Annotated in this window: 34 protein-coding genes and 1 pseudogene; 13 read left to right on the top strand and 22 right to left on the bottom strand. The window is 39.4% G+C overall.

Annotated features, from left to right (window positions below; all coding sequences use genetic code 11):
- Positions 1-24 precede the first annotated feature (24 nt).
- From DWW68_RS06375 to DWW68_RS06320, 13 genes are all read right to left on the bottom strand, one after another.
- A complete protein-coding gene (locus DWW68_RS06375; RefSeq protein ID WP_118589722.1) occupies positions 25-2,244 on the bottom strand; it encodes an AAA family ATPase in 2,220 nt (739 codons plus the stop codon).
- A 12-nt stretch (positions 2,245-2,256) separates the two neighbouring features.
- Positions 2,257-3,834 (bottom strand): DEAD/DEAH box helicase, encoded by a 1,578-nt coding sequence (locus tag DWW68_RS06370; protein ID WP_118589723.1) that lies wholly within the window; start codon positions 3,832-3,834, stop codon positions 2,257-2,259.
- Positions 3,834-4,298, bottom strand: coding sequence for a DUF669 domain-containing protein (locus DWW68_RS06365; protein WP_118589724.1), 465 nt, complete (start codon positions 4,296-4,298; stop codon positions 3,834-3,836). The genes DWW68_RS06370 and DWW68_RS06365 overlap by 1 nt, the downstream gene beginning before the upstream one ends.
- Positions 4,299-4,316: 18 nt before the next feature.
- Positions 4,317-5,456 carry an ATP-binding protein gene (locus DWW68_RS06360; RefSeq protein WP_118589725.1) on the bottom strand — a complete coding sequence of 380 codons (1,140 nt, stop codon included), beginning with the start codon at positions 5,454-5,456 and terminating at the stop codon, positions 4,317-4,319.
- Complete coding sequence (locus DWW68_RS06355; protein WP_118589726.1) at positions 5,456-6,769, bottom strand: AAA family ATPase; 1,314 nt, start codon at positions 6,767-6,769, stop codon at positions 5,456-5,458. Before DWW68_RS06355 ends, DWW68_RS06360 begins: the two co-directional genes overlap by 1 nt.
- Before the next feature lie 3 nt (positions 6,770-6,772).
- Positions 6,773-7,066, bottom strand: coding sequence for a hypothetical protein (locus DWW68_RS06350; protein WP_118589727.1), 294 nt, complete (start codon positions 7,064-7,066; stop codon positions 6,773-6,775).
- Positions 7,067-7,077: 11 nt separating this feature from the next.
- Entirely contained in the window at positions 7,078-7,335 is a 258-nt protein-coding gene (locus DWW68_RS06345; RefSeq protein ID WP_118589728.1) for a hypothetical protein, read from the bottom strand.
- Between the two features lie 9 nt (positions 7,336-7,344).
- Positions 7,345-7,482 carry a hypothetical protein gene (locus DWW68_RS13420; RefSeq protein WP_158576817.1) on the bottom strand — a complete coding sequence of 46 codons (138 nt, stop codon included), beginning with the start codon at positions 7,480-7,482 and terminating at the stop codon, positions 7,345-7,347.
- Between the two features lie 35 nt (positions 7,483-7,517).
- Positions 7,518-7,745 carry a hypothetical protein gene (locus DWW68_RS06340; RefSeq protein ID WP_118589729.1) on the bottom strand — a complete coding sequence of 76 codons (228 nt, stop codon included), beginning with the start codon at positions 7,743-7,745 and terminating at the stop codon, positions 7,518-7,520.
- A 19-nt stretch (positions 7,746-7,764) separates the two neighbouring features.
- Positions 7,765-7,938 carry a hypothetical protein gene (locus tag DWW68_RS13595; RefSeq protein WP_186840534.1) on the bottom strand — a complete coding sequence of 58 codons (174 nt, stop codon included), beginning with the start codon at positions 7,936-7,938 and terminating at the stop codon, positions 7,765-7,767.
- A 416-nt stretch (positions 7,939-8,354) separates the two neighbouring features.
- Complete coding sequence (locus DWW68_RS06330) at positions 8,355-8,570, bottom strand: helix-turn-helix transcriptional regulator (RefSeq protein ID WP_118589731.1); 216 nt, start codon at positions 8,568-8,570, stop codon at positions 8,355-8,357.
- A 469-nt stretch (positions 8,571-9,039) separates the two neighbouring features.
- Entirely contained in the window at positions 9,040-9,261 is a 222-nt protein-coding gene (locus DWW68_RS06325; protein ID WP_118589732.1) for a helix-turn-helix transcriptional regulator, read from the bottom strand.
- Between the two features lie 87 nt (positions 9,262-9,348).
- Positions 9,349-9,600, bottom strand: a complete 252-nt coding sequence (locus DWW68_RS06320) for a helix-turn-helix transcriptional regulator (RefSeq protein WP_243053098.1) — start codon at positions 9,598-9,600, stop codon at positions 9,349-9,351.
- Positions 9,601-9,759: 159 nt separating this feature from the next.
- Here DWW68_RS06320 and DWW68_RS06315 point away from each other — a divergent pair, with 159 nt between their 5' ends.
- The 4 genes from DWW68_RS06315 (at position 9,760) to DWW68_RS06300 (ending at position 12,462) form a co-directional block, all read left to right on the top strand.
- On the top strand, positions 9,760-10,146 hold the full coding sequence (locus DWW68_RS06315; protein ID WP_118589733.1) for a helix-turn-helix transcriptional regulator: 387 nt from the start codon (positions 9,760-9,762) through the stop codon (positions 10,144-10,146).
- A 162-nt stretch (positions 10,147-10,308) separates the two neighbouring features.
- Entirely contained in the window at positions 10,309-10,533 is a 225-nt protein-coding gene (locus DWW68_RS06310) for an ImmA/IrrE family metallo-endopeptidase (protein WP_118589734.1), read from the top strand.
- Between the two features lie 12 nt (positions 10,534-10,545).
- Complete coding sequence (locus DWW68_RS06305; RefSeq protein WP_118589735.1) at positions 10,546-10,917, top strand: hypothetical protein; 372 nt, start codon at positions 10,546-10,548, stop codon at positions 10,915-10,917.
- A gap of 489 nt (positions 10,918-11,406) precedes the next feature.
- A complete protein-coding gene (locus DWW68_RS06300) occupies positions 11,407-12,462 on the top strand; it encodes a site-specific integrase (RefSeq protein ID WP_118589736.1) in 1,056 nt (351 codons plus the stop codon).
- Between the two features lie 649 nt (positions 12,463-13,111).
- On the opposite strand, the gene DWW68_RS06295 is transcribed toward DWW68_RS06300, so the two are convergent.
- The 9 genes and pseudogenes from DWW68_RS06295 to DWW68_RS06250 all read right to left on the bottom strand — a co-directional run.
- A complete protein-coding gene (locus DWW68_RS06295) occupies positions 13,112-14,053 on the bottom strand; it encodes a helix-turn-helix domain-containing protein (protein WP_033126102.1) in 942 nt (313 codons plus the stop codon).
- A gap of 150 nt (positions 14,054-14,203) precedes the next feature.
- Positions 14,204-14,524, bottom strand: a complete 321-nt coding sequence (locus tag DWW68_RS06290) for a DUF3784 domain-containing protein (RefSeq protein ID WP_008373534.1) — start codon at positions 14,522-14,524, stop codon at positions 14,204-14,206.
- Positions 14,525-14,561: 37 nt separating this feature from the next.
- A complete protein-coding gene (locus DWW68_RS06285) occupies positions 14,562-14,753 on the bottom strand; it encodes a DUF6019 family protein (RefSeq protein WP_008373533.1) in 192 nt (63 codons plus the stop codon).
- A gap of 98 nt (positions 14,754-14,851) precedes the next feature.
- Positions 14,852-15,226 (bottom strand): TnpV protein, encoded by a 375-nt coding sequence (locus DWW68_RS06280; RefSeq protein WP_118589737.1) that lies wholly within the window; start codon positions 15,224-15,226, stop codon positions 14,852-14,854.
- 3 nt (positions 15,227-15,229) lie between these two features.
- On the bottom strand, positions 15,230-16,651 hold the full coding sequence (locus tag DWW68_RS06275; protein WP_118224604.1) for a plasmid recombination protein: 1,422 nt from the start codon (positions 16,649-16,651) through the stop codon (positions 15,230-15,232).
- Between the two features lie 220 nt (positions 16,652-16,871).
- A complete protein-coding gene (locus DWW68_RS06265) occupies positions 16,872-17,099 on the bottom strand; it encodes a DUF5348 domain-containing protein (RefSeq protein ID WP_117754055.1) in 228 nt (75 codons plus the stop codon).
- 150 nt (positions 17,100-17,249) lie between these two features.
- Positions 17,250-17,483 carry a complexin-2 gene (locus DWW68_RS06260; RefSeq protein ID WP_330384890.1) on the bottom strand — a complete coding sequence of 78 codons (234 nt, stop codon included), beginning with the start codon at positions 17,481-17,483 and terminating at the stop codon, positions 17,250-17,252.
- A gap of 115 nt (positions 17,484-17,598) precedes the next feature.
- The gene (locus tag DWW68_RS06255) at positions 17,599-18,588 is read right to left on the bottom strand and encodes an AAA family ATPase (RefSeq protein WP_117468399.1); all 990 of its coding nucleotides are present in this window, start codon (positions 18,586-18,588) and stop codon (positions 17,599-17,601) included.
- Positions 18,572-18,898: pseudogene (locus DWW68_RS06250) on the bottom strand (site-specific integrase); the annotation flags it as partial. The gene DWW68_RS06255 and the pseudogene DWW68_RS06250, both read right to left, overlap by 17 nt.
- Before the next feature lie 257 nt (positions 18,899-19,155).
- On the opposite strand from DWW68_RS06250, the gene DWW68_RS06245 reads away from it, so the two are divergent.
- The 9 genes from DWW68_RS06245 to DWW68_RS06205 all read left to right on the top strand — a co-directional run bounded on the left by DWW68_RS06245 (position 19,156) and on the right by DWW68_RS06205 (position 26,491).
- Positions 19,156-19,677 (top strand): DUF5720 family protein, encoded by a 522-nt coding sequence (locus DWW68_RS06245; protein ID WP_005361050.1) that lies wholly within the window; start codon positions 19,156-19,158, stop codon positions 19,675-19,677.
- A gap of 29 nt (positions 19,678-19,706) precedes the next feature.
- Positions 19,707-20,579 carry a DUF6017 domain-containing protein gene (locus DWW68_RS06240; protein WP_005361053.1) on the top strand — a complete coding sequence of 291 codons (873 nt, stop codon included), beginning with the start codon at positions 19,707-19,709 and terminating at the stop codon, positions 20,577-20,579.
- Positions 20,580-20,656: 77 nt separating this feature from the next.
- On the top strand, positions 20,657-21,637 hold the full coding sequence (locus tag DWW68_RS06235; RefSeq protein WP_067536870.1) for a toprim domain-containing protein: 981 nt from the start codon (positions 20,657-20,659) through the stop codon (positions 21,635-21,637).
- Positions 21,638-21,650: 13 nt separating this feature from the next.
- Positions 21,651-21,875 (top strand): hypothetical protein, encoded by a 225-nt coding sequence (locus DWW68_RS06230; protein WP_005361058.1) that lies wholly within the window; start codon positions 21,651-21,653, stop codon positions 21,873-21,875.
- A 32-nt stretch (positions 21,876-21,907) separates the two neighbouring features.
- Complete coding sequence (locus DWW68_RS06225; protein WP_005361060.1) at positions 21,908-22,189, top strand: hypothetical protein; 282 nt, start codon at positions 21,908-21,910, stop codon at positions 22,187-22,189.
- An 82-nt stretch (positions 22,190-22,271) separates the two neighbouring features.
- Positions 22,272-23,174 carry a hypothetical protein gene (locus tag DWW68_RS06220; RefSeq protein WP_040446567.1) on the top strand — a complete coding sequence of 301 codons (903 nt, stop codon included), beginning with the start codon at positions 22,272-22,274 and terminating at the stop codon, positions 23,172-23,174.
- Between the two features lie 39 nt (positions 23,175-23,213).
- The gene (locus tag DWW68_RS06215) at positions 23,214-25,229 is read left to right on the top strand and encodes an LPD1 domain-containing protein (RefSeq protein ID WP_330588435.1); all 2,016 of its coding nucleotides are present in this window, start codon (positions 23,214-23,216) and stop codon (positions 25,227-25,229) included.
- Between the two features lie 18 nt (positions 25,230-25,247).
- Positions 25,248-26,078, top strand: a complete 831-nt coding sequence (locus DWW68_RS06210) for a hypothetical protein (protein ID WP_040446570.1) — start codon at positions 25,248-25,250, stop codon at positions 26,076-26,078.
- Positions 26,075-26,491: a DUF3846 domain-containing protein gene (locus tag DWW68_RS06205; RefSeq protein WP_005361068.1), complete on the top strand. Its 417-nt coding sequence runs from the start codon at positions 26,075-26,077 to the stop codon at positions 26,489-26,491. Before DWW68_RS06210 ends, DWW68_RS06205 begins: the two co-directional genes overlap by 4 nt.
- The last annotated feature ends 1 nt before the right edge of the window (position 26,492 follow it).

Below are 26,492 nucleotides of genomic sequence, written 5' to 3'. Positions count from 1 at the left end.
CCGAGATTTTCCTTTCCCTGACACCTATTTTTTGCCAACTTTCCCTTCGTCTATCCAAAATCCACCATGTTCTTTTAGTCTGTTTCTGATGGTCTTTTCAGTTACTCCCATTGAATCTGCCAATGATGTTATGTCAACTGTATTATCCTCATTAAACGTTGCTAAACTTTCAAATGCCTGGTCTAATGATTGTATTCTTTCCTTTTTTCTTTCTTCCGGTGTTTTTTTGTTTTTATTAAAGTTCTTTTTCCATGTCTGTTTAGGATTAACATCGTCCGGATTAATATCTTTTAAAACTCCTGTTTTATCCACTACATGCCTTGGATAATCAAACCATAGATTAACAGGTTGGAACTTGTTAAATTCACGCAAAGTTCCTTCCACTCTCCAAGCACTCATATGCTCCACCTGACTTACTCTTACAGTCAATTTTTCTGTGAGTTCTTTCCACTGTGCCGGTGTTAATAGTCTTTCCGCTTTTGCTTTCATTTGTGCACTACTGCACATATCATCCTGTGAAATGAAATCTTCCCAGTTATCAACTTTTTCGTTTAAATACTGTACAATAACATCACACATGGCATTATTGGTTTTGTTTAATATCAAATCGTCATTAGTTTCCAATTCAATCAGGTCTAATAATGCATCAGGATCTCTCGCAAACACCCCGCTGCCTGAAGCTCTGTCCATTGATTTTTTAGTTCCCTGGCCACCTTTTGAATGGTGATGGCAATATATAACCGCACATCCCAATTCATTGCATACCTTGTCAAACTGATTGCAAAATTTAGCCATCTGATCAGCTGAGTTTTCATCACCTGTTATAACTTTATAAATAGGGTCAATAATAATGGCTATATAGTTCTTTTTAGCTGCTCTTCTTATCAGTTTAGGAGCCAGTTTGTCCATAGGTATTGATTTACCTCTTAAGTTCCAAATGTCTATATTTGACAGATTTTGGGGCTCATATCCTAATGCCTGATATACGTCTTTAAATCTGTGAAGACATGAGGCTCTGTCCAACTCCAGGTTCACATACATTACCTTTCCCTTTGCACACTTCCAATCAAGCCATTTTTTGCCTTCAGCAATTGCTATACACATTTCTATTAATGCAAAAGACTTTCCTGCTTTTGATGGACCTGCAATCAACATTTTGTGCCCTTGTCTTAATACATTGTCAATCAAAGGTGGTGCAAGTTCGGGCATGTTATCCCATTGCTCACTTAGGCTTTCAGGGTCTGGCAAATCATCATTGATTCCATCTATCCATTCCTTCCACTCTTCCCATGATTCCTTTCCAATATTTACATCAATTAAAAACTGTTTTTTGCCATTTCTGATTACTCCGGGCATTCTTGACAGTCTGCTTGGATTTTTATTTTGTGTATCTACAGTAAGTCCATTTTTTTTGCATACCGCATATAAATATTCAACTCTTTTTCTGTATTCTGTATAGTCAGTGGCTTCAATTTTTACTATTGCATGAAGACTTTTCCCACCTGAATATACCAGGCAGGCAATGGGTAATTCCAATTCTCTAATGATTGCATTTTGTTTCTCCAGTTCCACTACATCAGACTCCACCAAGGCATATCTGTAATCTGATACGTTATCATTCTTTACACCTTTTCCATCAAGTGGATTAAATCTTATCCACGCACCTGCTTTATCGTTATAATCACCAATTACCTTACATATGTCACCATTACACTTGTTCAGTTCCTGAATCAACTTTCCTGAAGTTCGATCCCAGCACCCCTTAGTCGGCAAAAATTTGCCTTCCTTTTCCCAAGTCTGTGTTACATATCCTACGTTTTCGGTAGAATCAAACAATGTTTCAAGATACGTTGTAAGCTCCTTAACCGGATTCCAGTTTTTAGGTTCCTTTATTTCTTTACCTTCAACCCATCCCTGTTGGATAACAACCATATCCTCTTTGCTGCCAATAGTTCCATCCCAATCAAGTTCATAATCATTTCTTTTAGGCTCCCATCCGTTTTCACGTGCCATTTGAACGATAGTTCCTGCTGTAACAGGACTGGAGCTACCATGGAAAGACTGCCATTTTCTAAAGCACTCTCCATGGTGATATCTGCTGTCAGCTTTACTCCATGAATCCCAATCATTAGCTGTATAACCTGATTCTTTCAAAGCCATGCCAACGTTTACCCATTCCTGGTATTCCAAATCTGCCGGATTTATATATTTAATTAATTCTAATAAATCATATCGCTGTTCCATCACTAAATCCTCTTATTGTGGAATATACTCTTGTGGTACAATTCCATTTGGAATCCTCCAACCATTTGCCGCTATTCTGTCTATCAGATGTTTGGCTGTATCAAACTGCCATGTTCCAACATGTAAAAATCCTCTACTCTCTAAAAATCTAATCTGCTTAGGAGTAGTTAATCCTGCCATTCGTCTCTTATCCAGTTTGTCTAAAATTTTTGCTGCTTTTCCTGCGTTATCTATTGAATCAGGATATATTCCCAATTTTTCCAATGTTTTTACCTGCTTGTCTGTAGCGGGTCCCATTTCCCAGCCAAAAGCCGGAACATAATTGGTTAAGTCCTCTGCCTGTATTGACATTTCAAATTGCAGTGGATCCACCAGCTTTCTTTTTCTGTTTCGCATTTCTTTCAGCTGTTTAGCAAGGCTTTCCTCTCTCTGTGCCACAACGTCTTCCTGTGCCTTAACTTCTGCCTCTTCCAAATCTACCGGACAACCTGCTTCAGCAATGTTTTTTGTAATCTGGTTTGCTACTTCTTCACTTTCACTGATTAAGTGTGCAGGATGGCATAACTCATGTCTTTCAGAATGCCAAAGGAAATCCAGAAGCAATAATTCCGTCTTTCCTTCATAAAGTCTTGTACCTCGTCCAACCATCTGTGAGTACAATGCCCTTACTTTTGTTGGTCTTAATACAACCACACAGTCTACACTTGGACAATCCCAACCTTCTGTTAATAGCATTGAATTGCACAACACGTTGTATTTTCCGTTATCAAAGTCCTGTAAAACCTCTGTTCTGTTATCACTTCCACCATTTACTTCAACTGCACTAAATCCCAATTCATTTAAAATATGTGTGAACTTCTGACTTGTTTTAACCAAAGGTAAAAACACTACAGTTTTTCTGTTTATACAGTATTTTTTCATTTCATCACCAATTTGATATAAGTATGGGTCTAATGCCGTGTCAATGTCACTCGTCTTAAAATCTCCTGCCTGCTGACTTACACCTGACAAATCAAGTTTAAGTGGTATAGTCTGTGCTTTAATTGGACATAAATAACCTTCCTTAATAGCCTTTGGCAGTGAATATTCATATGCCAGTGATTCAAAGTAAGAACCAAGGTTTTTCATGTCTCCTCTGTCAGGAGTTGCTGTTACTCCTAAAACTTTTGCATTACTAAAATATTGCAATACTTTTTGATAACTGTCTGATATACAGTGATGTGCTTCATCAATGATAATCACATCAAAATAGTTTCTATCAAACTGATTAAGTCTCTTTTCTCTCATTAATGTCTGCACTGAGCCAACTACAATTCTGTACCATGTGTTCAAACTTGACTGCTCTGCTTTTTCCGTTGCACATCCAAGTCCTGTTGTTTTTGCTATTTTATCTGCCGCCTGTTCTAATAGCTCCCCTCTGTGAGCCAAAATAAGAACCCTTTTTCCACCCTTTACACATTGTTCAGTAATTTTTGCAAACACTATTGTTTTGCCACATCCGGTGGGAAGAACCAATAATGTTCTATCAACTTCTTCCCACTGTTCAAAAACAGACTCCATAGATTCTTTCTGATACGGTCTTAATTCCATTAGAACTGTCCCGGCTTCCATCCGCTTGCTGTTTCAGGTGTTGGCTCATAAAACTGTTTTATCTGATTTGACTGATTGATTTCACCTTTATCATTTTTCCAACTGTGAATACCTACCTTGCAACGACCTTTAGAGCCAATTACGAGATTCCAGTTCATGTTTATTTTTTCTCCCTTTTTTCTCTGTCCTATGGCAGTAAAAAAGGCACATAACATTCCTTCTGTCTTACTATGTAAAAATAAGTTATGTTTAATTGTTGTTGATTTTTCTCCATCATCAGATGTCAACCTGATTGTTAAAACTGCCTTGTTACACGCTGGCAATTTTTCACTTCCATTATGTCTTGCTCTTTCAAATCCTACTACTTCAAAAGAATAATCACCTTCGGGAAGCAAAACAAACTCCGGACCATCCTTTTCTATTTCATCATCCCATCCTAATTCTCTTTCAATTACTTCTGACATTTCTCTTTCCTCCTTTTATTAAAAATTAAATGGTAATTCACTTTGTTCTGCACTAACAAATTCTCCTCTGGACTCTTTTGTTTTTTTAATAACTGCATATATCTGATTCCATGCTGCAACCAGGCAGCCATTAACAAAACCTTCATCATAATTCTGTATTGGTGTATCAATCGGGTAATATCCCCTGCTTGCCACCGCTTCCTGAATTTCCTTTTCATTAACGTTATAAGCCACCATCAAATCATTCAACTTTCTCATGGCATCTGAGCCTAAGTCAGCTGTTTTATTTTCATTTGCGGGTACTGATGTCGATTTCTTAGGTTCGCTTACTTTATTATCATTTGCCTTTGACACATTTGTGTTATTAATATTTAAATTATTGATATTAACATTCTGTGTTGATACAGTATTTTCTTCCTTTACAGATGAAGAAGATTCAATAATTGGCGCAATAACTGAATAATCGAATGCTGTCTCCTCAGGTAAATCATATCTGTTTTTTGCATCCCAACAAGGATGATGGGTTGTATACATCACTCTTTTTCCACCCTGCGCTTTATGCTTCTTTCCCTGGTCGTCTGTGGCAACCACAATTGTCTTATAGTTGGCAAACAATAACATGTCCGACCATTCTTTAATCAATGGTGCCGTCTGAGATGCCGTTTTCTTCCCCAGCTTCAACTCCCATCTGTCATATGCTCCAAGTTCATCCGGCTGTTCAAATTTTCTTAACTGCGCATGGGCTGTTAATACAACATTGATTCCTTTATCCTTAACATCAGATAAAAGATTAAGAAATCTTCCAAATTCTTCTTTGCTATACACATATCCATTACCATAACCAAAATCTTCAATTCCCTTTTTGCCTCTTGCCTGGCACACATGCTCAACACAAAGATTTTCTGCCCAGTCAATAGTGTCAATGACTAATGTTTTGCATAAACCGGGTGTATTCATTACTTCCTTTATCTGTTCAATAATCATGGTCCAGCTTGAGGGTCTTTTTGTTCTTGCAACATTTAATTCTGCCGTACTGCCTTCTGTATCTATGAATAGTGGCTCCGGAAACTGTGCGGCAAATGTGGATTTACCAATTCCTTCAGGTCCGTAAATTACTACTTTTTTTGCACTTTTAATCTTTCCTCTGATAATTTCCATTAAAATACTCCTTCCTGAAATTTCGGTACGGATTCTTCTTTCTTGTCAATATTGTTTGAATATCCATCCTCTATAATGATTGAACATTCGTCTCCTGCGCCAACTCTTGTTGCAATTGCCTGCAAGCCTTCTTTTTCAATCCACTGTCCAAATTCTTTTAAAGTGTTTACATCCATTTGTTCAAGCTTGTCTATTAAAACAAAACCACAATTAGGATTTAATTTTCTTACTATGGCAGTAGCTACTTTCAACTGTTCACTACCTGACATGTTATCCCATTTCTGTCCCTTATAGGTCAATGCATTATCTTCAATTGATAATTCAGGAAGTGGAAGACTCGCATTATTTAACAGATTAATTCTTTCCTTTCTCTTGTCTTCAATCTGTGTGGTTAATGCATCATACTTGGTCTTTTCGACTTTTGCATCCTCTTCAGCTTTTTCCTTATCCATATTTGCTCTTATTTTACGATTTAACTCTTCAATGTTTGCAATATTGTTTTCCAGTTCTGCTGTTGATTCATCCTGAAGTGTTAATGCATCAGTTTTAGCTATTGCAAGGTTCTGCTCCAACTCTGCTTTTTCTTTTCTTACTTCTTCAATTTTAATACTAAGTTCAGTAATCTGTCCTTCAAGCTGCTTAACAGATGCATCCTTTAAGCTTACCTGTGCTTCATATAAACTTACCTTTTCACGTTTTTTCTGATTTTCTCCATTTCTGGCGAGTATTTCCTGCTGCTGTCTGATAAGCTCCTGAGGTGAAATTAATTCACTTGGGACATTATCATAATATGGCTGTTCATCAGCGTATTTCTTTTTCTGATCAGCAACTCTCCCAATCAAGAGCCTTTCGTTTACTAATGTCTTAATTTCTTCATCCAATGCATAAAGAGTGTCTCCAACACCAATAATTTTTAATAATGTATCTGCTTTTTCTTTATCATTGGCATTCATAAACTTTGGTAAGTTTAATGCTAATTCTTCAATAAATGTGTCTAACAACAACTGACCTGCTTTGTTTCCATTTGGATCCGTTACCTTTAAGTCACTGTTCTTTCCTTTTCTTTCAACCACCAAACCATTACTCAACTCAATATGTAAATTTGGCGGAATGACCGAACCATCTCTTTCAGGACTTGATGGTTTAAATTTGTTTCCACCTAAAGCCCATGCTATACTGTCAAGTACTGATGTTTTACCCTGGCCATTGTTTCCACCTATTACAGTTAAACCGTTTTCCGTTGGCTCTAATTTAACTGCCTTAATTCTCTTTACATTTTCCAATTCCAAACTGTTTATTTTTATACTATCCATCTATTATTCCTCCATTAATATTTCATCAACTGCTCCACACAAAAAACTCATTACTAACACTATTCCACCTGCATATAGAAGTCTTAGTGGAATACTTTCAACACAAATCCAGTCGTTGTACCACATCACAAGTGCAGTAACAATTCCTATCATTATATTTTTGTATCTGTTAGCAACTCTGTACTTTTCGCTCAATCTGTGATAATCTGTAATTGGTTTATTTTTGTTAGAGCTTGACCGTATATTTTGTACGTCAGGCTCTTCTTTTATTTCTCTTACTTCTAATCTTTGCTGCATTGTATCCTCCATTATTCCATTAAAGACTTCAAAAAATTTTCCGCTATCATGTTGGAAAGCTTTCTCTTTGCTCCTTTGACTTTTTCCTCAATTTCATCCTCTGTCATGTTTGAAAGTTCCAACATATCTTTGTATGCTTTCTCACCATTTGTTTCACCCAGCACTTCAACCAGACCACTTTTAACTGATTTCAATATCAACACTGTTTCTGCCATTATTTTTTCTGGAGTGCCTTTAATAATTACCTCTGCTCCATCTGCTTTTATCATTTTTTCCTCCTAATTACTTTTTACATATCCCAACTGATTTGCTGTCTGTTGGTTTAACTTTTCTGTAAATTCTTTCTGTTGACTTTTTGACAAATCATCCCAGCAATATTCCTTGCCCTGATAATTCACATAAATTAACACATCCATATGTTCCTCCATCACTCCTTTCTATATATTATGATTTACACTACTTGTCTGTTGTCTTTTGCTATTTCTCCCTTTATCAAAGATAATGGATAATTTCCAGAATCAGCTATGGACTTAATTGTCTGTAGCTGTTCTTCTGTTAACTCTCTTTCCAAAATCGGTGTTAATTTATCAATTGTTGGTGCTTCATTAACTAAATCAATCATCATTGACGATAATGTTTCACTGTCTGTTATACCTTTGATTAAATCTATTACTTTCAACTAATTCAATCACTCCCTTCTATGAATAAAATCTTTCATTAAAATATTTAGTTGGAACCTTGCCTGACATTGTAATGTAGCCTTTCTCTTTCAATTCTGCATTCATCTGCTTAATTATTTTGTATGCAAATGAAAGACTACACTCCATTGTTTGAGCAATATCCTTTGCTCCCATAAATTGTTTTTCAGGCATATTACTCACCTCCTATAATTTCCATAAAGCCTGAATAATTAACGCATTAACTGTCAAACCTCTTTTCTTCTCCAATTCCTTAAGATTTACGTGTAGCTCTGTTGGTATCCTAATGGTTGTCTGTATCCTTCCTTTGCTCCTTTCGTTTTGATATTAATATGGGCTGTGACTAAACCTCGAGAGGAGGTGATATCATGGATAGAAAATATGTTAATTCTTTAAAAGAGATGCAAATTCTTAAAAAGAATGGATATAAGATTGTTTCAATTTCTTACTTTTTAAGCAATCCTATTCCTACTTACATTTTGATGAAGCAATCCATCACAATTATTAATTACGTCCTAGCACAACCCATAGATTATGATTTCTTTTTGACTATCCATTGTTGCTCCTTGCTTCATCTTTACTCCTTTTTCTTATTTACTTGAATTATTTTCGGGTTCTATGTTAAAAAAAATATCATCAACCTTTACTCCGAATAAATTAGCTATTTTTACGGCATTACGTACTTTAACCATACCAAAATCAGCTTCCCAAGCATTATAAGTTTGTACAGAAACACCGAGTTTTTCTGCCGTTTCTAACTGACTTAATCCCTTTCTAGCACGTAGTTCTTTTAATGAATACCTCATTAATTTCTCCTTTCTTGTGTCTTTTTAAGACACTTTTTTCTTTATTTTGAAAACTTGAATTTTTATTTAGATAATGTTAATATTTTCTTACCCATATCGGGCAAGAAAGGAGTTGATCATATTGACCAAGCTTTTGACTTTGCCCTGTTCCCGAAATTTGAGGTCGCAAAAATGGTAGCCAAAACATTTTAAACTGGCGTTAAATGCAATAATTAGTACGGCGTTACTTACTCAGAGAAGAGGTTAAACGCAAGAGACGGCACTCGTTAAAAATGCTTCACCGTACTGGATATTCCTCTCAATCCGTCAACTAATGGGCCACTAATCTTATTACAAAATTATTGCTGAACTAAAACTGCATAAGTGACGGAGTACTTAATAGAAACGCTTAGCTCCATTAAGTGTGGTGAAAACCTGCAAAGTACATAGGGTTAAAAAATTTAGCATCAAACTGTTAGGAATGGAGCTCCTAGCAGTTTTTTGTTTCATCAGGTAAACGTGGTTTTAAGAAAAAATCAGTATTCAATTTCAACACACCGCAAATTAATGAATATTCTTCAAGTGTAATTCTTCTTTTCCCATTAAGTGCCAAATTTAACTTCGGAAGTTCAATACCAGTTTTTCTGCTAATAAACGTTTGTGTTATTCCTTTTTCTTCTAAATATTCCTTGATTTTCACTCCAACTTCCAATTTCGATTACCTCCTACTCTGTTTTAAATAGATATTCAATGCTATATTCTGGAAATTTCTTACTGAATATTTTTGCTTTAATCAAATTTAATTTGATTTGCAAGGTAAAAAAATATAATCTAATGGAATATTATATAAAGACGCTAACTCTTTCCCCTGATTAATTGATGGTTCAGAAGTTCCTTTTTCCCAATTTACTATTGTATTTTTTGAAACGTGCATTTCTCTTGCCACATCTTCCTGTGTCATCCCAGCATTTACTCTAGCTGCTGCAAGGCTTATTTGTATTTCAGCCACCTTTTTCACTCCTTCCTTTAAATTCATTTCTTCATGTTCCATTTCTTTTCTCCTTTCCTGCTATCTCCTTGCTACTCCTATATAATAAATCAAATTTAATTTGATGTCAATACCGAAATCAAATTTTTTTTGTTTTTTTGTTGACTAGAATAAAATTAAATTGTATTATGTTAATATATAAAACGAAAGGAAGTGATTTATATGAGTGAAGATATGCAAAAAATAATTTTTTCAAAAAATTTAAATAATTATATTCAGAAAAGTGGAAAAACGCAACTTGAAATAGCTACTAAAATAGGTGTTTCACCACAAACATTTAATACCTGGTGTAAAGGAATCGCTATTCCTCGTATGGGGAAGGTTCAAGCTCTTGCTGATTATTTTCACATAAATAAATCCGACTTAATTGAAGATAAATCCAACCAGGAGGAAGAATCCTACTATACCAATCCTGAAACGCAGCAATTAGCTCAGGAGATATTTGATAATCCTGATTTAAAAATACTGTTTGACACAACAAAAGATTGCTCACCAGAAGATATGAAAAAAGTAATATCTATGGTTAAGGCTTTTAAAGGAGAATTATAGAAGTCCTGATTATTGGACAGCATAAATATTAAAATTAACATATCACATAAATGAAAACCCTTAATTGAAAAAGTTAACGCAACAAAATCATTGTGATTTCTGAAAAGTTGTTGCAATGAGTTTTTCAATCAAGGACATAAATGAAAAAGGGGTGAGATACAAATGAGAGGTGATAACTTTAGAGTTCTTTTTGTTGATATGCCAATTAGTATAAAAGGATTTGTTGGTTACGACCCTGCGGACGATTACTACACAATCTATATAAACAGTCGTCATTCACAAAGTCAGTGGTTAATTACTTATTTCCACGAACTTAAACATATTGAAAATGGAGATTTTCTAAACAAGGGATTAAACGTTGGTTATTTAGAGTTAATAGCTCATTAAAGGAAATAATATATGAACAATAATATAAAACCTATTATTAACACTCCTAATATATTTTCGGAATATTATGAATTTATATCTGGTTATGATTATATATACAAATCGGAGGGCTTAGTCAAGCATATAGAAAAAAGACACCCTGAATGTATAGATTACTTATCGAAACTTGAAGAAATCATTTCCTTTCCCGACTATATAGGTATTAATCCTAACGAAAAGGAAAAAAGTTTTGAGTTAGTAAAGATTTTTGATGCAAATATTCAGATTGGTATCAAACTTGATGTCTCCAAAGACTATTTATATGTTGCAACTTTACATACGATAACAAATTCCAAACTGCAACATAGATTAAAAAACGGAAGATTAAAAAAATTTGACAAATAGTATTTAATAATTTATAATCGAGTTACATAAAATAAGACTGAAACTGAATTATAAAGGTCGGAAAGGCTCCCGACGCACTCGTAAGAGTACCTGAGATGATGGATACGCCGCCCATCTTATAATTTGGTCTAACGTTGGCAGGTAGCTTCGGTTACCTGCCTTTTTCTTTTACCCCCTCGAATTCGAGGGGTTTAAGGATTCTTGACTGTGAGCATACAATATAGTATAATCTAGTTACAATTAAAATGTAGCCTATAGGGCATTAATTGTTATTGATTATTAAATTTGGGACCTCACAGTAATGTGGGGTCTTTTTCGTTATCTAATAAATAATTCAAACTACATAAAAAAGAGCCAGCCGCTAACGACCAGCTCCACAAGTGATATAAATACCACCCTAGACAAGTTGTATTGTATCATTTTTGGAGCACCTGGTCAAATGCTGGGTGTTATTTTTATATCCTTTTTAGGGAAGAAAGGAGATACAATATGGCAGTTTTTAAAGATGAAACTAGAAACACTTACTATGTGAAAACTTATTACATTGATTACACAGGAGAAAAAAAGCAAAAAAAGAAACGTGGCTTCAAACTAAAAAAAGATGCTGTTAATTGGGAACGTGAGTTTTTGCTGCAAATGCAGGGCGAACCTGATATGACTTTAAACTCACTAGCTCAATTATATCTAAAAGACATAAAAACCAGACTAAAAGAAGTAACTTATGATGGTCATAAACATTTATTGAACAATAGAATACTTCCATATTTGGGCAATAAACCAATTAATTTATTAACTCCTGCTGATATAAGGGCATGGCAAAATAAACAGATTTCCCAGGGATATTCGGATGCATACCTTAAACGAATGAACAACCTGCTTGTTGCTACTTTAAACTTTGCTGTAAAATTTTATAATTTAAAAGAAAATCCATGTCATTTAGCTGGAAGTATGGGGAAAAGAAAACGAAACAAAATAACATTCTGGACTAAAGAAGAATATTTTAAGTTTATTGCACTTGTTGATGATATTACAAAGTATACAATGTTTCAAACTTTATATTACACCGGAATGCGTATAGGAGAACTATTAGCACTAACATATAATGATTTGGATTTAGATAATGGGATAATTAGAATTAATAAGACTGTAAATTTCAAAGGTGGAAAAGTCAATGTTACTTCACCCAAGACACCTAAGAGTAACAGAGAAATAACTATTCCCCAATTACTGGTTAAAGATTTAAGTAATTATATTGAAAGAATTTATGGCTATAAGATGACCGACCGTGTCTTTCCATATACCAAAGCTATTCTTTATAAGGAACTCAAAAAGAAAAGTGAACAGGCAGGACTAAAAAAGATACGAGTACATGATTTTAGACATTCACATGCAAGTTTACTAATTGATATGGGTATTAATCCATTACTGATTTCTGAAAGATTAGGGCATGAACGAGTTGAAACTACCCTTAACACTTATAGTCATTTATACCCTTCCAGAGCTGATGAGTTAGCAGAAAAGTTAAACAAAGTAGTACCATTTTAGTACCACTAAAAGAAAAAGGACTTAGGAAAAGCTCCTAAGTCCCTTTATTTATAGGCTATTCGCCAACATATCGTATTATTCGATAATTGTAGCAACCTTACCTGAACCTACTGTTCTACCACCTTCACGTTTGTGAGGTTCTTAAAATCTCATTATTTTCTGTGATTTTCGTGTCTTTATTGTCCTGTGTTATAGGATTTCTACGCTATATTTCTGTTCTCTTCATTTTTTAGTATCAAAACGGTATCACAGCCAGATTTTCATGAGCTGTCAACTTTCCGGTTGCAGATTCCCACCTTGACTGTTATAATCGAAACATGGGTGCTATCATAACGGTAGGCGGTTAGTCCTTCAGCAGAGGGACTGTGACCCTCTGATTACATAGAAACTCGAAAGAGAATCCACTGGAAAGGAGGGCTAAGCCATGAGTATTGTTGATTTTATAGCAGTAGTGAGCTTCGGCTTAACCTGCTTTGGTCTTGGATATACCTTTGGCAAGGATAATAATAAACCACAAAAATAGCCGCCCTGGTCTGGTAAACTAAGCGGCAATTTTTGTCAAAACATATATCGGACTAACCGTCTATCGGTAGCACTCTTTTTCTATAATCATATTAGCACGCATGTGTGAAAATGTCAAAAATTTTCTTCATTCTTGGTTATTAATCTCCTTGATCAACTGTACTGCCTTCTCTGCATCATCGGTTTTCACGAATATATCCACACCATATATTCCAAATCCAGGTGCCCCATGCATTGCAACATTCGCACCTGCTTCCTGTGAAAAAGCTGCTATTCCATTTTGCTTTAACATTTCTACGAGTTGTTCTGTCTCTACTATATTCTGTGCATTATAAATTTTTGTCCATTCTGCCTTAGATATGGAAGTTTCCTTTTTCTCCTGAACATTTGACGAATTCTGGTTTCTTTTTCGATTAATAAATGCCAAGAGCCTAAGAACAATAAATGCCACAATAGTAATACCAATCAGAAATCCCACTGCTAATCGTGTTACCTGTGTTTCTGTAGCTCCCATTCTAAATAAACATATGCCATAGATGACTGTAAAAATTCCTGCACATATCACACTGGTGAAAAAATCGCGCCATATAGTAGCACTTTTGGGCAAACATTTATCCCATATTCCATTGTACACCATAATAGAAGCATACAGAATTCCTCCTACCAAAGCAGTTGCTGTCTCTCCTAAAACCAAGCGAATATCCACCGTTAATAACATCTGAATAATAATCGCTAACACACTAATCACAAACATTGATGCAAATGCAAGATTTCCAGCCTTTAATGCTTTTTGTTTCACCCATTCTTCATACACCGCCACTTTGTCCAGTGTTTCTTTCATCTCTTTATTCATAGTCTGGCTCCTTTCTCCATCCAGGAGCTCTCTTATCTCAACATCGTAATACTCAGCAAGTTGAACAAGTATACTGAGATCTGGCATATTTATTCCTGTTTCCCATCTGGAAACTGTTCTTGCAGATACCTCAAACTTCTCGGCAAGCTGCTCTTGCGTAAGATTCTTTTCTTTACGACATTGCTTTAAAAAAGCTCCAATCTTTTTTGTATCCATGTCTCTACCTCTCTTCCACTTACAGCTTACCAATATATAGCAAAATTACCACGACATAAAACGAGAATCCGCTAATTTTCAATCGGACATCATATGTCTAAAACAAATAAACGGTATTTTCACCCCGAAAACATTCTATTTTTCTATAAATTAACTTTCTCTTTTATGTCTATCTATAAGCAACAGAATAAACATAACAAACCATATCGCCCATGCAATTAAACAACCAGTTCCTATATACCAAATATCTATAATCATTCCAGCAATAAAAGGAAGTGACATAAGCATCATTCTCTTCCCATATGCCTTACACATAGCATTTTCATCATATTTTTTTCGTTCTTCTGCAGATTTCATATTATAACCAGACAAGAAGTTGGATGCTTGTCCTTTTGACCTATAAAACCATATTCCAAATAAAAGCATAATTACTGCCATTGCAAAATCAAAAATAATATAAATATAGAACATATAATGCTTCCTTTCAGTCGATTCCACAAACTTGAAGTTATTGATCTTCTGAATCCAATCCAAGTTCTTTCAGCTCTTTTTCGTTTTGGATATCTTCAACAGTTTTCTTTCCAGTGATTGCACTGTAAGCTTCTTTGATGCCATTTTTCACTGCCCATTTGATAACGAAATACAGCGCAATCAAAATAACAATTGCGGTTCCTCCACTTATACCTAATTCATTCCACATAATTCAATCCTCCAAATTCCGATTTACCTTCACTTTATTTTACCATAGTGCTTTCTAAAGTGCTATTCTAATATATACAAAAGTGTAAAAGAACGATCTCACACATATACCATGTTTTTCAATATAATCTCTTCTGCACTGGCTTTTATATTATTCATTAACCTAACCCACTTCATCTGATCCTGTGCCTTTAATTTTTCAGTTACACCCTGTTTTTCTGTCATCTGTTCCATAAGCGTTTCCACCTGTTCTCTGACTTCCTGATCGATCTGATTCAGATGTTCATTCAATTTTCCGGTCAATAACATGTATTGATATCTTGCTGATCTGTGTTCTTTTAAGAACTGCTTTCGTAACATTCCATATTTTCCATATGTCGGTTCTTCTTCTCTTAAAACCAGATCCGGCAAATAGTAATCTCCATGCAACGTATAGCTCATTCCATTTTTCTCATCATAAATCTGTTTTTTCATAGTCTAAATCTCCAATCCTTTGTATTTTGTTTTATTTTTCTTACGTTGTTGGTTTTCAATCTGGCTCTTTTGAGTTGCCCATTCCAACTGTTTCAGAACGCTTCCCTTTGGCATTTGCTCCATTCGCCGTTTTTCTTCCAGTGCCCTTTGTTCTTTAATGTCCTGCTGCACCACATCCTCTACAGTTTCCATTCCCAGAATACGCACCACTCTGTCATATCTGTCCGAAATCTCTTGTAAACGTTGATTATCATTTGATAATTTTCCATTTTCTTTACGCACATCATCTAACTGCGTTTGGATATCATCACATTTCTCCGTAGATTTTTGATATTTGTTTTTCCAGCTTTCTATCGTTTTGTTAAGTTCTACAACCTTTCCAGCTAATGCAGCAATCTGATTCTTCATCTTGATAAACAATGGCTTGATTTTATTTTCTCTGTAAGGTACTGCACGTTCAAATGTTCCTGCCTCCGGTAAAAACGTCTTAATCATTCCATATTCTTTTATTTCTTTACTGGCATTATCCATAATCGGCTGCAGCACATCTCGACGCTCTTCCAGACTTTTTACTTCTTTTTCTGCGTCCTCTGCCCTTTGTTCTGCTTCTTGTTTCTCCCTGCTTGCCTGTTCCTTATCGTCTTTTAAAATCTGGATATCTGCTCTGAATTCCGCAATTTGTGCTGTCAGTTCTTCGTTTTCTGCAGTTAGATACTCTTTCTCCTGCTCCAGCTCCTGTACTTCCTTTTTTCGCTCTTTCTTCTTGAAGTTATAAACATCCAAATGTTCCTCATGAGTACCTTTCTGTTCCCATTCAATGCCATGCTGTTTTGCAATCTCTGCCAGGACCTTTTTTTCATGGTTCATCCACTGGTTCAACTCTGTATCATGCTTATTTCCACCTTGAAATCCAAGACTTTTTAATGCCTGTTTCAACGAAACTCTGGTGTCCATTCCTTTTCCTTTCCAATCAGTCACATAAGGAATAAAATCAATATGTAAATGTGGAGTAGACTCATCCTGATGTAGATAACACCCAAATACCCGTAACGTTGCATTCCGCTTCTGGAAGTCCTTTACATATTCATCCAGTATTTTTACAGCCAGATCTCCTTCTGCTGTTCCGACAGCCATATCTTCTCGATTTCCAATTTGAAAAATTACTTCGTGGAACAACTTCTCTTGTTTTCCCTGCCGGATTTTTTCATAGTAATTTGTAATCTGTCTATCTTTTCTTTTCCCGATATTATATCGTTCTACAGCTTCATCAAACAGTTCTTTATAAACTTCTTTTAAATTCTCATTCTGATAGCAAATATTTAGTTGCACTCTGTCTGAATCAACATTTTCTGCTATAAATTCCCTTCTGTTATGAGCCAGAGAACCTGTCCCGATCATACCACTAATTGTTCGTTTCAGCGTCATGTTCGTCACCCCACTTTCTAAAACCAGTGCCAGACATGGCACATAAATTTGTATCTTTACCAGCTATAGTATAAAAAGAAATCTTCGCCGGATACGGCAGTTTTGTTACTTTTGTCAAAAGTAACGCAAAAAGCACTTTCGACAGCCGTTCCGTCCATCAAAAGTACCCTTGCGCCCTGCCGGGGGCTATTTTATCTCTTTCGTTACTCTCTCGACTAAATTATTCCGATATTCTTGCCTGCACATATTCCAGATCTCCACAGTATGGCGTTCCAACCAGATACCATTCTCTTGCTGGATTCATCTCCATTCTTGTCCTTACCCACTTATCATCGACCAGCACCTCAAGACCTTCTCCACAGTGAAATCCCGTATCAATCCATAAGTCCGAGGCTAATAACCCATATTTGTCATTGCTACTGTTATATCCTAATCTTCCCTGCTTCATCGAATCGTTCTCCCTTCTTCACAACTATCAAATTTACAGCAACCTCACCGTCTAGCCTCAGCTTTCCGTATGCGCCTTACCAACTTTCTTCTTGTTTACTTCTCACAGGGGCGTGACACGCTCCTGTAAAAAGGTAATCAACACGAACTGTTACCATCGAAAGCTCTCTTGCATTCCTTTTCTGTCCAGATACTCCTGCCGGAACTTTTCCCGTTCTTCTTCTGTTGGCGCAGTTTTGAATTTACTGTATGCCTCACGATTTACCATTGCATCCAGCTTTTTTTCCAGACCTTTTCTTATATCATCTGCTTCCTGTTCCTGATCCAGTAAATGATATTTTATAATCTTTCCAAATAACTCCTCTGGAATCATAACGTTTTTCAAGTTCTCACCTTCTTACAATTTATGTAAGGACGCAACACTGCAATGTCTTTACAGATTGCAACCTTGCATTTTAATTCCGCATTTTCTATATACTCTGCAATGTTGCACCCTTAATTTATTCCGGCTTAACTTTATTTAAATCCCAATACCAGGAATTACCGATTCGTCTTGCCTTAATTCCAAGTTCCTTTTTTGCATTTTCCAGTGTTCTTTTAGAAATATTCAAATCTTCTGCCATATCAAAGATTTCACTGCTTTGCACAGAAGTTGATGTTTCTGCCAGTTCCCTCAGCATCTTTTTTGCCTGTTCCAGTTTATTTACCTTTGGAGCAATTCCACCAAGCACCTCATCTGCTGTGATTTCATAGTCACCTATCCACTCAAATCCGGTTTCTGTCAGGCGAAATGCTTTGGAATGTCCAAATGCAGCCAGATTATTTTTAATCTGAACCACTGCTCTTAAGTCCGGTTCTCCCTCTATTCTTCCTACCAGTAATACGCTTCTGGCTACTGCAAAAAAGTCAATCGAACCCATTCCTCTATATGCAGCTTTATTTCCACCAGCTTTATTCATATGTCCGATTAATAAAATTGCACATTTATACTTTTCTGCCAACAAGCTCAATCTTTTTGTCATATCCCTTGCTTCATTTGCCCGGTTCATATCCATTGTTCCTCCAAGGTATGCCTGAATCGGATCTAAAATAAGCACTCTCGCACCAGTCCGTTTGATAGCAGTTTCCAGTCTCTCATCTATCATGGAAAGTGATTTTTCTGTTTCATCTATAACCATGATTCTTTCACAGACCGCTTCTGCCAGCTCCAGTCTGGGTTTTACCGTATCTGCCAGCCCATCTTCCGCTGTCTGATAAATAATCTTTACTGGTTCTGTTACTTTCATATCGTTATCCAGACCTTCTCCTTTAGACAATCTCGCTGCAATATTTAATATCAGCGTAGTTTTTCCATCGCCCGGATCACCCTGAATGATCGTTAATTTCCCATAAGGGATAAATGGATACCAGAGCCAGTCCACTGTCTGGGACTGGACATCTGACATCTTTATCATTTTCAATTCTGTTTTATTCTCATTTCTCTGTTCCATAAATTCCTCCATTTTTCAAACTATTCTCGCCAATTATCTGTTGTTCTCTGGAAGAATCCCTGATATAATCAACTTGTCTAGGGTTGACATTTGTGGATTCGTCCCCATTTGTCACATTGCTCCGGTTGTTCGTACTTCCGGAGCTTTTTATATTTTCATCATCCAGCATATCTGCCACCACTTTCTGCTGATCTGGATATAAGTGCCCATAAGTATTCAATGTAATGCGAATGTCCGTATGTCCAAACCTTTCTTTAATCATCAATGGTTGCACTCCCTTATTGATCAGAAATGCCGCATGACTGTGCCGTTACGGTATAATAACGACAAACAGAAAAAGCCTTTATTTTCAAGGGGTTTGAGCGTTTGTCGTCTTTTATTCAATTCCTTTTCCAAGTTGAAAATTGACGAAAACTATAAAGAAAAAAGGAGGCTGTTTTATTAACGACAAAATTTAATAGTGCCAGCGGTCCGGCTTTATGTCTGACCGCTGGTTGCCGTGGGCGTTTCACTTTTATAGGTGGACGCCCTTTTTTCATACTCATTTTCGAGAGAAAGGAGATCCACATGGAATTAAACGAAATGGAAAAAAAGCTGCTCTTTCAAGTGGAGGGCGATTATCAGACAAAGATCCTGAATGAACTTTATATGACCGTGCGGTATTCAAATAATTCCGAACAGCGGGAGGCGGCAGAAGGTCTTATGGCAAAACTTCGTGTTCTGTCAAATGCAGAGTGCATGGACTTGGTAAAAGATATTCAGAAGAATTACCGTCTGCCCTATCCAGCCCGGACGATTGGAGAAAAGATCGCCGAGGCCAGACAACAATCAGGGGCAGAAAAATTGAAGGGGCATGACATCATGGCACTTGAACGCTTTGATCCAGAAGTAAAGCACATGATCGTCTTTGATGTATTGTCTTACGATTCCCCTGTTGGCGACAAAGGCGATAAGATGCGCTTGTTCCTTACAGATGCCGGCTATCAGAAATTTTTAGAGAGCCAGGAACGGGGCGAAGTGAAACTGAAAAACCATGCGAAGGTCTCTGACGGTCATCTCCATTATGACCGCAGGGATCATGCCTTGTAACGGAATAGTCGAAGAAAGGAGGCGGTACAATGGCAGTATTCCGTGTAGAGAAAACAAAGGACTTTACGATAATGAGCAATCACCATCTGCGCAATACGGAGTTGTCCTTAAAGGCAAAGGGGCTTTTATCACTTATGTTGTCGCTGCCGGAAGATTGGGATTATACCACAAAGGGACTCGCCCATATCTGCAAGGATGGTGTGGATTCTATCACTACTGCCCTGAAGGAACTGGAGCGGCATGGTTATCTCACCAGACAGCGCCTCCGCTATGATAACGGGCAGTTGGGAGACATTGAATATACGATCCATGAGCAGCCTGTAAGTACCGAAAACACAGGGCTTTCACCTAAACGGGAAAATCCAAGACAGGTAAAACCAGAACAGGCAAAACCTAAACAGGCGGAACCTGAACAGGAAAATCCGGCACAATTAAATACTAATCCATTAAAAACAAAAAAATCAAAAAAAGATAAATCAATAACTTATCCATCAATCTATCCGGCAGAGCCGGAAGCGGCAAACCGCACGGATGGGATGGATCGGATAGAGCTGATAGAAGCCTATCGTGAAATCATCAAAGAAAATATTGAATATGACTTACTGGTCTTACGGTATGGCAGGGAACGTTTGGATGAAGCCCTTGAACTTATGCTTGAAGTGATTTTGTCGAAACGCCCTTACATTCGCATTGCCGGAGATGATTTTCCGAGGGAAATCGTCAAGAGCCGGTTCCTGAAGATCAATTCCGGCCACTTAGAGTATGTCTTTGACTGTATCGACAAGAACACAACGAAGGTCGGAAACATCAAAGCGTATCTGCTGGCGGCGCTGTATAATGCCCCGGCTACAATGGACAGCTATTACCGTGCCGAGGTCAATCACGACCTGTACGGCTGTTAGGCACCTTTGGGTGTCTTTTTTCATTTCATCACAGGAAGGAGGCAAAGCACAATGAAAAGAAACACTGTGCCGGTACTATGCCCGGCGTAACCAAAGAACAGATTCAGGCAGCGCGGGAAGCTGACTTGTTTACTTACCTGCAATTCCATGAACCCGGCGTGCTGAAACAGGATGGACCTAATTTCCGGCATAAGGAGCATGACAGTCTGGTATATGTGACCGGGAAAAGGTACTGGTACTGGAACAGCCGCGGACGGAGTATCAATGCGCTGGACTACCTGATCCAGATTCGGGGATATGGTCTTGTGGATGCGGTTCATGCTCTGGTAGGTGGCGAAATCCCACAGGAACCGGCTTACCGAAGTACGGCAGAAATACAGGTATCAAAAGAGCCGGAAAAGAAAACATTCGCTCTCCCCTGGGCCAGACGTTGCGCGACCGCTGCGGTCTTCTATTTGCAGAAACGGGGGATCAGCTCAGAAGTCATTCGCCAGTGTTTACAAGCCGGGATTTTTTACGAAGCCCGGTATCATGGAGAACCGGTTTGTGTGTTTGTTGGGAAAGATGATTCCGGGAAAGCGAAGTTTGCCTGTATGCGCAGTATCAGCGGCAATCTCAAAAAGGATGTCTATGGCAGCGACAAAGGATATAACTTTTGTTATCCCCCGCAAAGTCCGGGCAGCCGGCATGTGGCAGTCTTTGAAGCTCCTATTGATGCGCTTTCCCATGCGACACTTCAAGAGCTGGAGGGATGGAAATGGAATGGTTATCGCTTGTCTTTGGGCGGTACTTCCCATGTGGCGCTGACTTCTTTCCTGGAACGCCACCCGGAGATACGGCGTGTTACCCTTTATATGGACCACGACCTTGCCGGATTTGTCAATGCCCGGAAAATCAAGACCATGCTTCACGAGGATAAACGTTTCCGTCATATCCGGGTAAGTGTCAACCCTCCCCGGATGGGAAAAGATTACAATGAGAAATTGCTGCTGGTTCGGGAACAACTGCAAACCAGCCAGCACCAACGCCGCCCAAAAGAGGCGGCCGTTTCAATTTAGGGAGGATTTCAACATGAATGGATCTCAACATATCTGCTTTACAGACAGCGCCGGAAAAGCGCTGTTTTCCATTCCCGACAATGGTTTACTCTGCCTGTTCTATGGAAACGGGGACAGGCACTTTGCTGTTTGTCATCGTCTGGATGACACCCATGCAGAAATTGACGGGGTAAATTATTCGATGCCGGACTTTGCCAAAAGGATGAAACACAACCAGATCAGCTTTGCCCCGGCATAAGGCTGGAAAACAAATAACAGGAGGATTTGAAAATGAAAAAAATTGAAAATACCGCTTTGCAGATGATTGCCGAGGCTTCCCGGTGTCCAGACTACGGCCCCGATATGGTTAAATCGCTGATGAAAAAGCTGGACATGAACGAAAAGGGCTTTGCGCTTTTGATGAATGTTGCCCCATCCACAGTGCGTCTTTGGACCAGCGGAGCTGCACAGCCTTGCGGCACAGCAAAACGCCTCATGCAGATTTATGAAACCGGTCCGGAGATTGTCGGCAAGATTGCCGGCGGGCAGCTACCGGCAGATGGGAGGGATTGATTAAATGGCGGGGACAGATAGCCAGCCGTTTGCGGAAAATGAGCAGGTCAAAGAGCTGCTTCACATGAAAGGAGGAATTTGATTGAATCAGGAACCACTACCGCAGATTCATTTGATCCGCGATACAGACTTATCCGTCTTTGCGTATGAACTCCATATTTTTGCCGGAGATTTTCTTAGAGAATGCGAATTCAATATGCGTTCTCTGGCAACAAATACCGGGGCTGATTCCATTGCCATCATGGGGAAAAATCACATGTGGCTTTCCGACGCCTTATTTGCTTATTGTTCTACGGCGGATCTTCATCAAATGATCTTAACAACGGAGTTCATCGGAGCGAGGGCTTTCCTGTTTCATACGGATCGGAGCGAGGGCGGTCACTTGTACGGAGATGTCCTGATGATGGATTTAGACACGCTGCGGCAGGATATAAAAAGAAATATCCTCTATCCCTGCGGCGTCAATATTGAACGCAAAGATGGTTCAGCGGCTACGGTCAGCCTGAAAGAATGGACTGAAATGGAGCTTTACGAAAAAGATGCTCTGAAAAGTTGGGGATTTTCTTATGCCCCGAATCAAGTTACGGAATGGCAGTACCACTATTCCACGATGTTCAGACAGTGGATGGATCAGGCATTTCGTTATATGCCCCAGGATTTAGAAGAACGCCTGAATATGCAATATATGGAGGCAGCCCAGAACCCGGATATGGATAAGTACCGCATACCACAGGGAACGGCAAAGCAGATGCTTCTTTATGACGAAGCCCCTGTGTATCGCCTTCTTCCATCCGGTTCGGAGAAAATTGCGCCCATCGCGGCAATCTCTACGGGCCTGTGGTATGAAAATTACCGGGAGTTTGCCATTGCACCGGAGGATTTAGGCGCTCTGGACAAACTGATCCGCAGGGAAACTGACCGGCTCACAGGAAACCTCCCACAACTTCACAAAAACGAAGAACGCCGCCCTGCCCCGGAGCGATAAGAATTTTACACTGACTGGAGGTGATGAAGATTGGCAGGAGTGCATGAAGATTTCGGCGAAAAGATCGGCGGTGCGAAAAAAGACCTGTGGAAAGACCGCGGGCTGTATGCAGATGATCTGGAAGCCATGAATGAGCGCGAAGCCGAAAAATTTGTGAAAAAGGATAATGTTTGGAAAAAGCCGGACTATGCAGCCATGCTGGAGGAAGGGATTCCTCTTGGCGTGGTCTATTTTATTAAAAAAGCAAGAGACGGCTTAAACGCTTCCCCTCAGTATTACCGCACGGATGACACCCCGGAAAAACGGACCGCGAGACAAAAGGAATATATAAAAACAGTCCGGGAATTGCAGACAGTGCTTTCAGATGTCCGTACTGTGGAGGATGCTGTGAGAGCCTATGACCGCTTTTTCGTTGACAATGGATATTTAGAAAAGGTACAGGGCTGGGGAAGCGGAATCCATTACCGGGCAACGAAAAAGGGACAGGACAATCCCGTGATCACAAACAAATTGTCCAATACCATGCTGATCCGCTCAGCTGAATATTTTGAGCGCAACTTTACTCAGGAAGCAAAAAAGGAACAGTTTTGTGTTTCCAAAGAGCAGAAAATACCGAAAGGTTATGCGATCCACTTCAACGACGGGAAACAGACCTATTCTAAAAATGGGGACTGGAAACCCGGTACCTACTATGTGACAAAAGGCTATTCGATCCTGCGGACCAATTTTGGGACCAAAGAAGCTGCCCTGAAATGGGTGCAGGAACTTGCCAAAGGCAGGAACAAAAACGGAAAGATCCGTTTTGTCCCTCCACAGCTTGCCCATGTCAAACGTACCGGACCGGATTATCGGAATGGCGTGGAGATCACCGGACAGCATTATCTTGATACCTTTGGGTTCCGCGGCGGTGAGTTTGGAAACTGGATGAACCAGAACGACCGGCAGACCTCCCTTAACATGGGATTTGAAGCACTAAAGGATCTGGCGTCAGCCCTTAAGATCAGCGATAAAGATATTGCTTATCAGGGAACACTTGCTATCGCTTTTGGTGCAAGAGGCAGCGGCAATGCTGCAGCTCATTATGAACCTTTGCGTACAGTCATCAATCTTACAAAAATGCACGGGGCCGGTTCCCTGGCACATGAATGGTGGCATGGACTTGACGATTATCTTGGTACAAAGATGAGAGCAAAAGGGATGCTGTCAGAACAGCCCCACCTCTATGCGCCGTTCCAAAAACTCATTGACACCATGAAGTATAAACCGGAAACACCGGAACAGGCAGCAAAGCGCACGGAAGCACAAACAGAACGCACCCGGAAAAATGCGGCAAGCTGGCTGGATTCCTCGGTTCTTGCCTCCCTGAAACGGTATGGCAATGAGGAACAGATGGAAACCTACGCAGTCTTGCGGGAAGCATTTTTGTCCGGCGAACCCGGCTCTGTGGAACAGATCAGCGCATTTAAGAAGAATGTTACCGGCCGGGTAATTCCCAAAAGTGAACGGGAACGGCTGGAAATTTTTGAGCGTATGCTTTCCGGGATGCAGGCGCAGGAAGCTCCGCAGATTGGACGGACGGAAACTGATTTTTACCGTAATTCGGTACGCATGGGAAAAGAATGTGAAAAAGACGGCGGTTATTGGGACAGCAATGTGGAAATGACAGCCAGAGCCTTTGCCTGTTATATCAAGGACAAACTGCCCTACACATCGGATTATCTGGCAGGCCATGCCGACTGTGCCCTTACCCTGGTTTCCGGTAAAGACGGAGAAATGGAGGTATTGAAAGCCTTCCCTGTGGGGGAAGAACGCCGTGCAATCAACGCTGTTTTTGACGAGATCATTCAGGATTTGAAACGGGAACAGCTATTGACCCATGCCGATGTAACGCTTCCCCTCTCTGTTTCTGAACTTCGTGAGGCGGCGGACGGGCAGCTATCCATGTTCGGCGTCGGCCGTCCTTCCGTGATGGATCAGCTTGCGGCAAACAGGCCGGCAGATAAAAAATCACCGGCACAGACGTTTTCCAGAAAAAACCACGAGCCGGAAATATAGCAGGAGGTGAACAGCATTTTGGAAGAAAATAAAGATTATCATGCCTACCGGTATGGCGACCACTTGACGCCGGGATCAGAGCTTAAAATTGAACACAGCGTAGTTTGTGAAAATGTGGATATTTCTACTCTGATCACAATGGGAATAGATAGCCTGGAAGCCATGCGCCAGGGAAGTATCGACGGGGAGCAGAAAGCCTATGAAATCGTGGTGGCTGCTGCAAAACAATGGGAACAGCAGGCAGCGGCAACACAGACGATCAACCGGGCTTTGGAATATCTTCGTACACCGGAGATTGAACATACCGGCAACCAGTGGAAAGACACCGATAACTGGAGGGCGGATCAGAAAATCAGCAACCGGGTCTATCAGATGACCTGCAGTATTTGGGAAGATACGAAATATGACAGAGAAACCAAACAGAGTGTTCCGATTGCCTGGTATGTGACATGGGAAGTCCGTATTCATTCCCCGAAGCAGGGATATGGAGCAAAGATTGCCGGACAAAACCAGAAACGATATACAGATAAGAACGCAGCCATAAAATACCTGGACGGGCGAAAGAAAGCCTATTCCCATTTATTCACGGAAATTTCCCCGCCGATCCCGAAAGAATATGAGCACCATTTTATGGTTCACGGTACTCTTTTACCTGGCTATACGGTTGAAGGACTGGAACAGGCCAAAACGGAACATGCCGCCGCCGAGGTTTCGGAGGGCGGTATTTTTACACCCGAAAACCAGGAGAAGCCTTCCGTCCTGGGGAAGCTCTCTGTGGCAAAAACTCAGGAAAAAACGCCAACCACTCCCGGTACGGCAATGAAAAAGAAGGAGGATATACAATTATGAAAGTGTTAATGGTAGAGCCGGGCAAGTCCCCTTATGCTGCGGAGATCGAAAGTGGTCTGAAATCCTTGCAGGCGGCAGTGGGCGGAGATATTCAGGCGGTCTATCCGTATGAGGACCCGGTGGCTCTGATCTGCAATGAAGAAGGCAAGCTGATGGGGCTGCCTTTGAACCGAGCTCTCTTTGACGATGACGGCCACATCTATGATATTGTGTCCGGGAATTTTCTGATCGTTGGTCTTGGCGAGGAAAATTTTACAGACCTTTCCCCGGATCTGATGGAGAAATATGGGGAGCAGTTTAAGTACCCTGAAAAATTTGCAAGGCTTGCCGGCGAGATCATTGCAGTCAAGCAGCCTGCAACCAATGAGCACCGGGAAAAACCGATGATGCACCATTCCGGCCCGGATTTGTAGA

Origin of the sequence: Eubacterium sp. AF16-48, from assembly GCF_003479405.1 — a bacterium.
Classification (GTDB): Bacteria; Bacillota; Clostridia; order Lachnospirales; family Lachnospiraceae; genus Eubacterium_G; species Eubacterium_G segne.
This window is presented reverse-complemented; position numbering and strand designations above follow the sequence as displayed.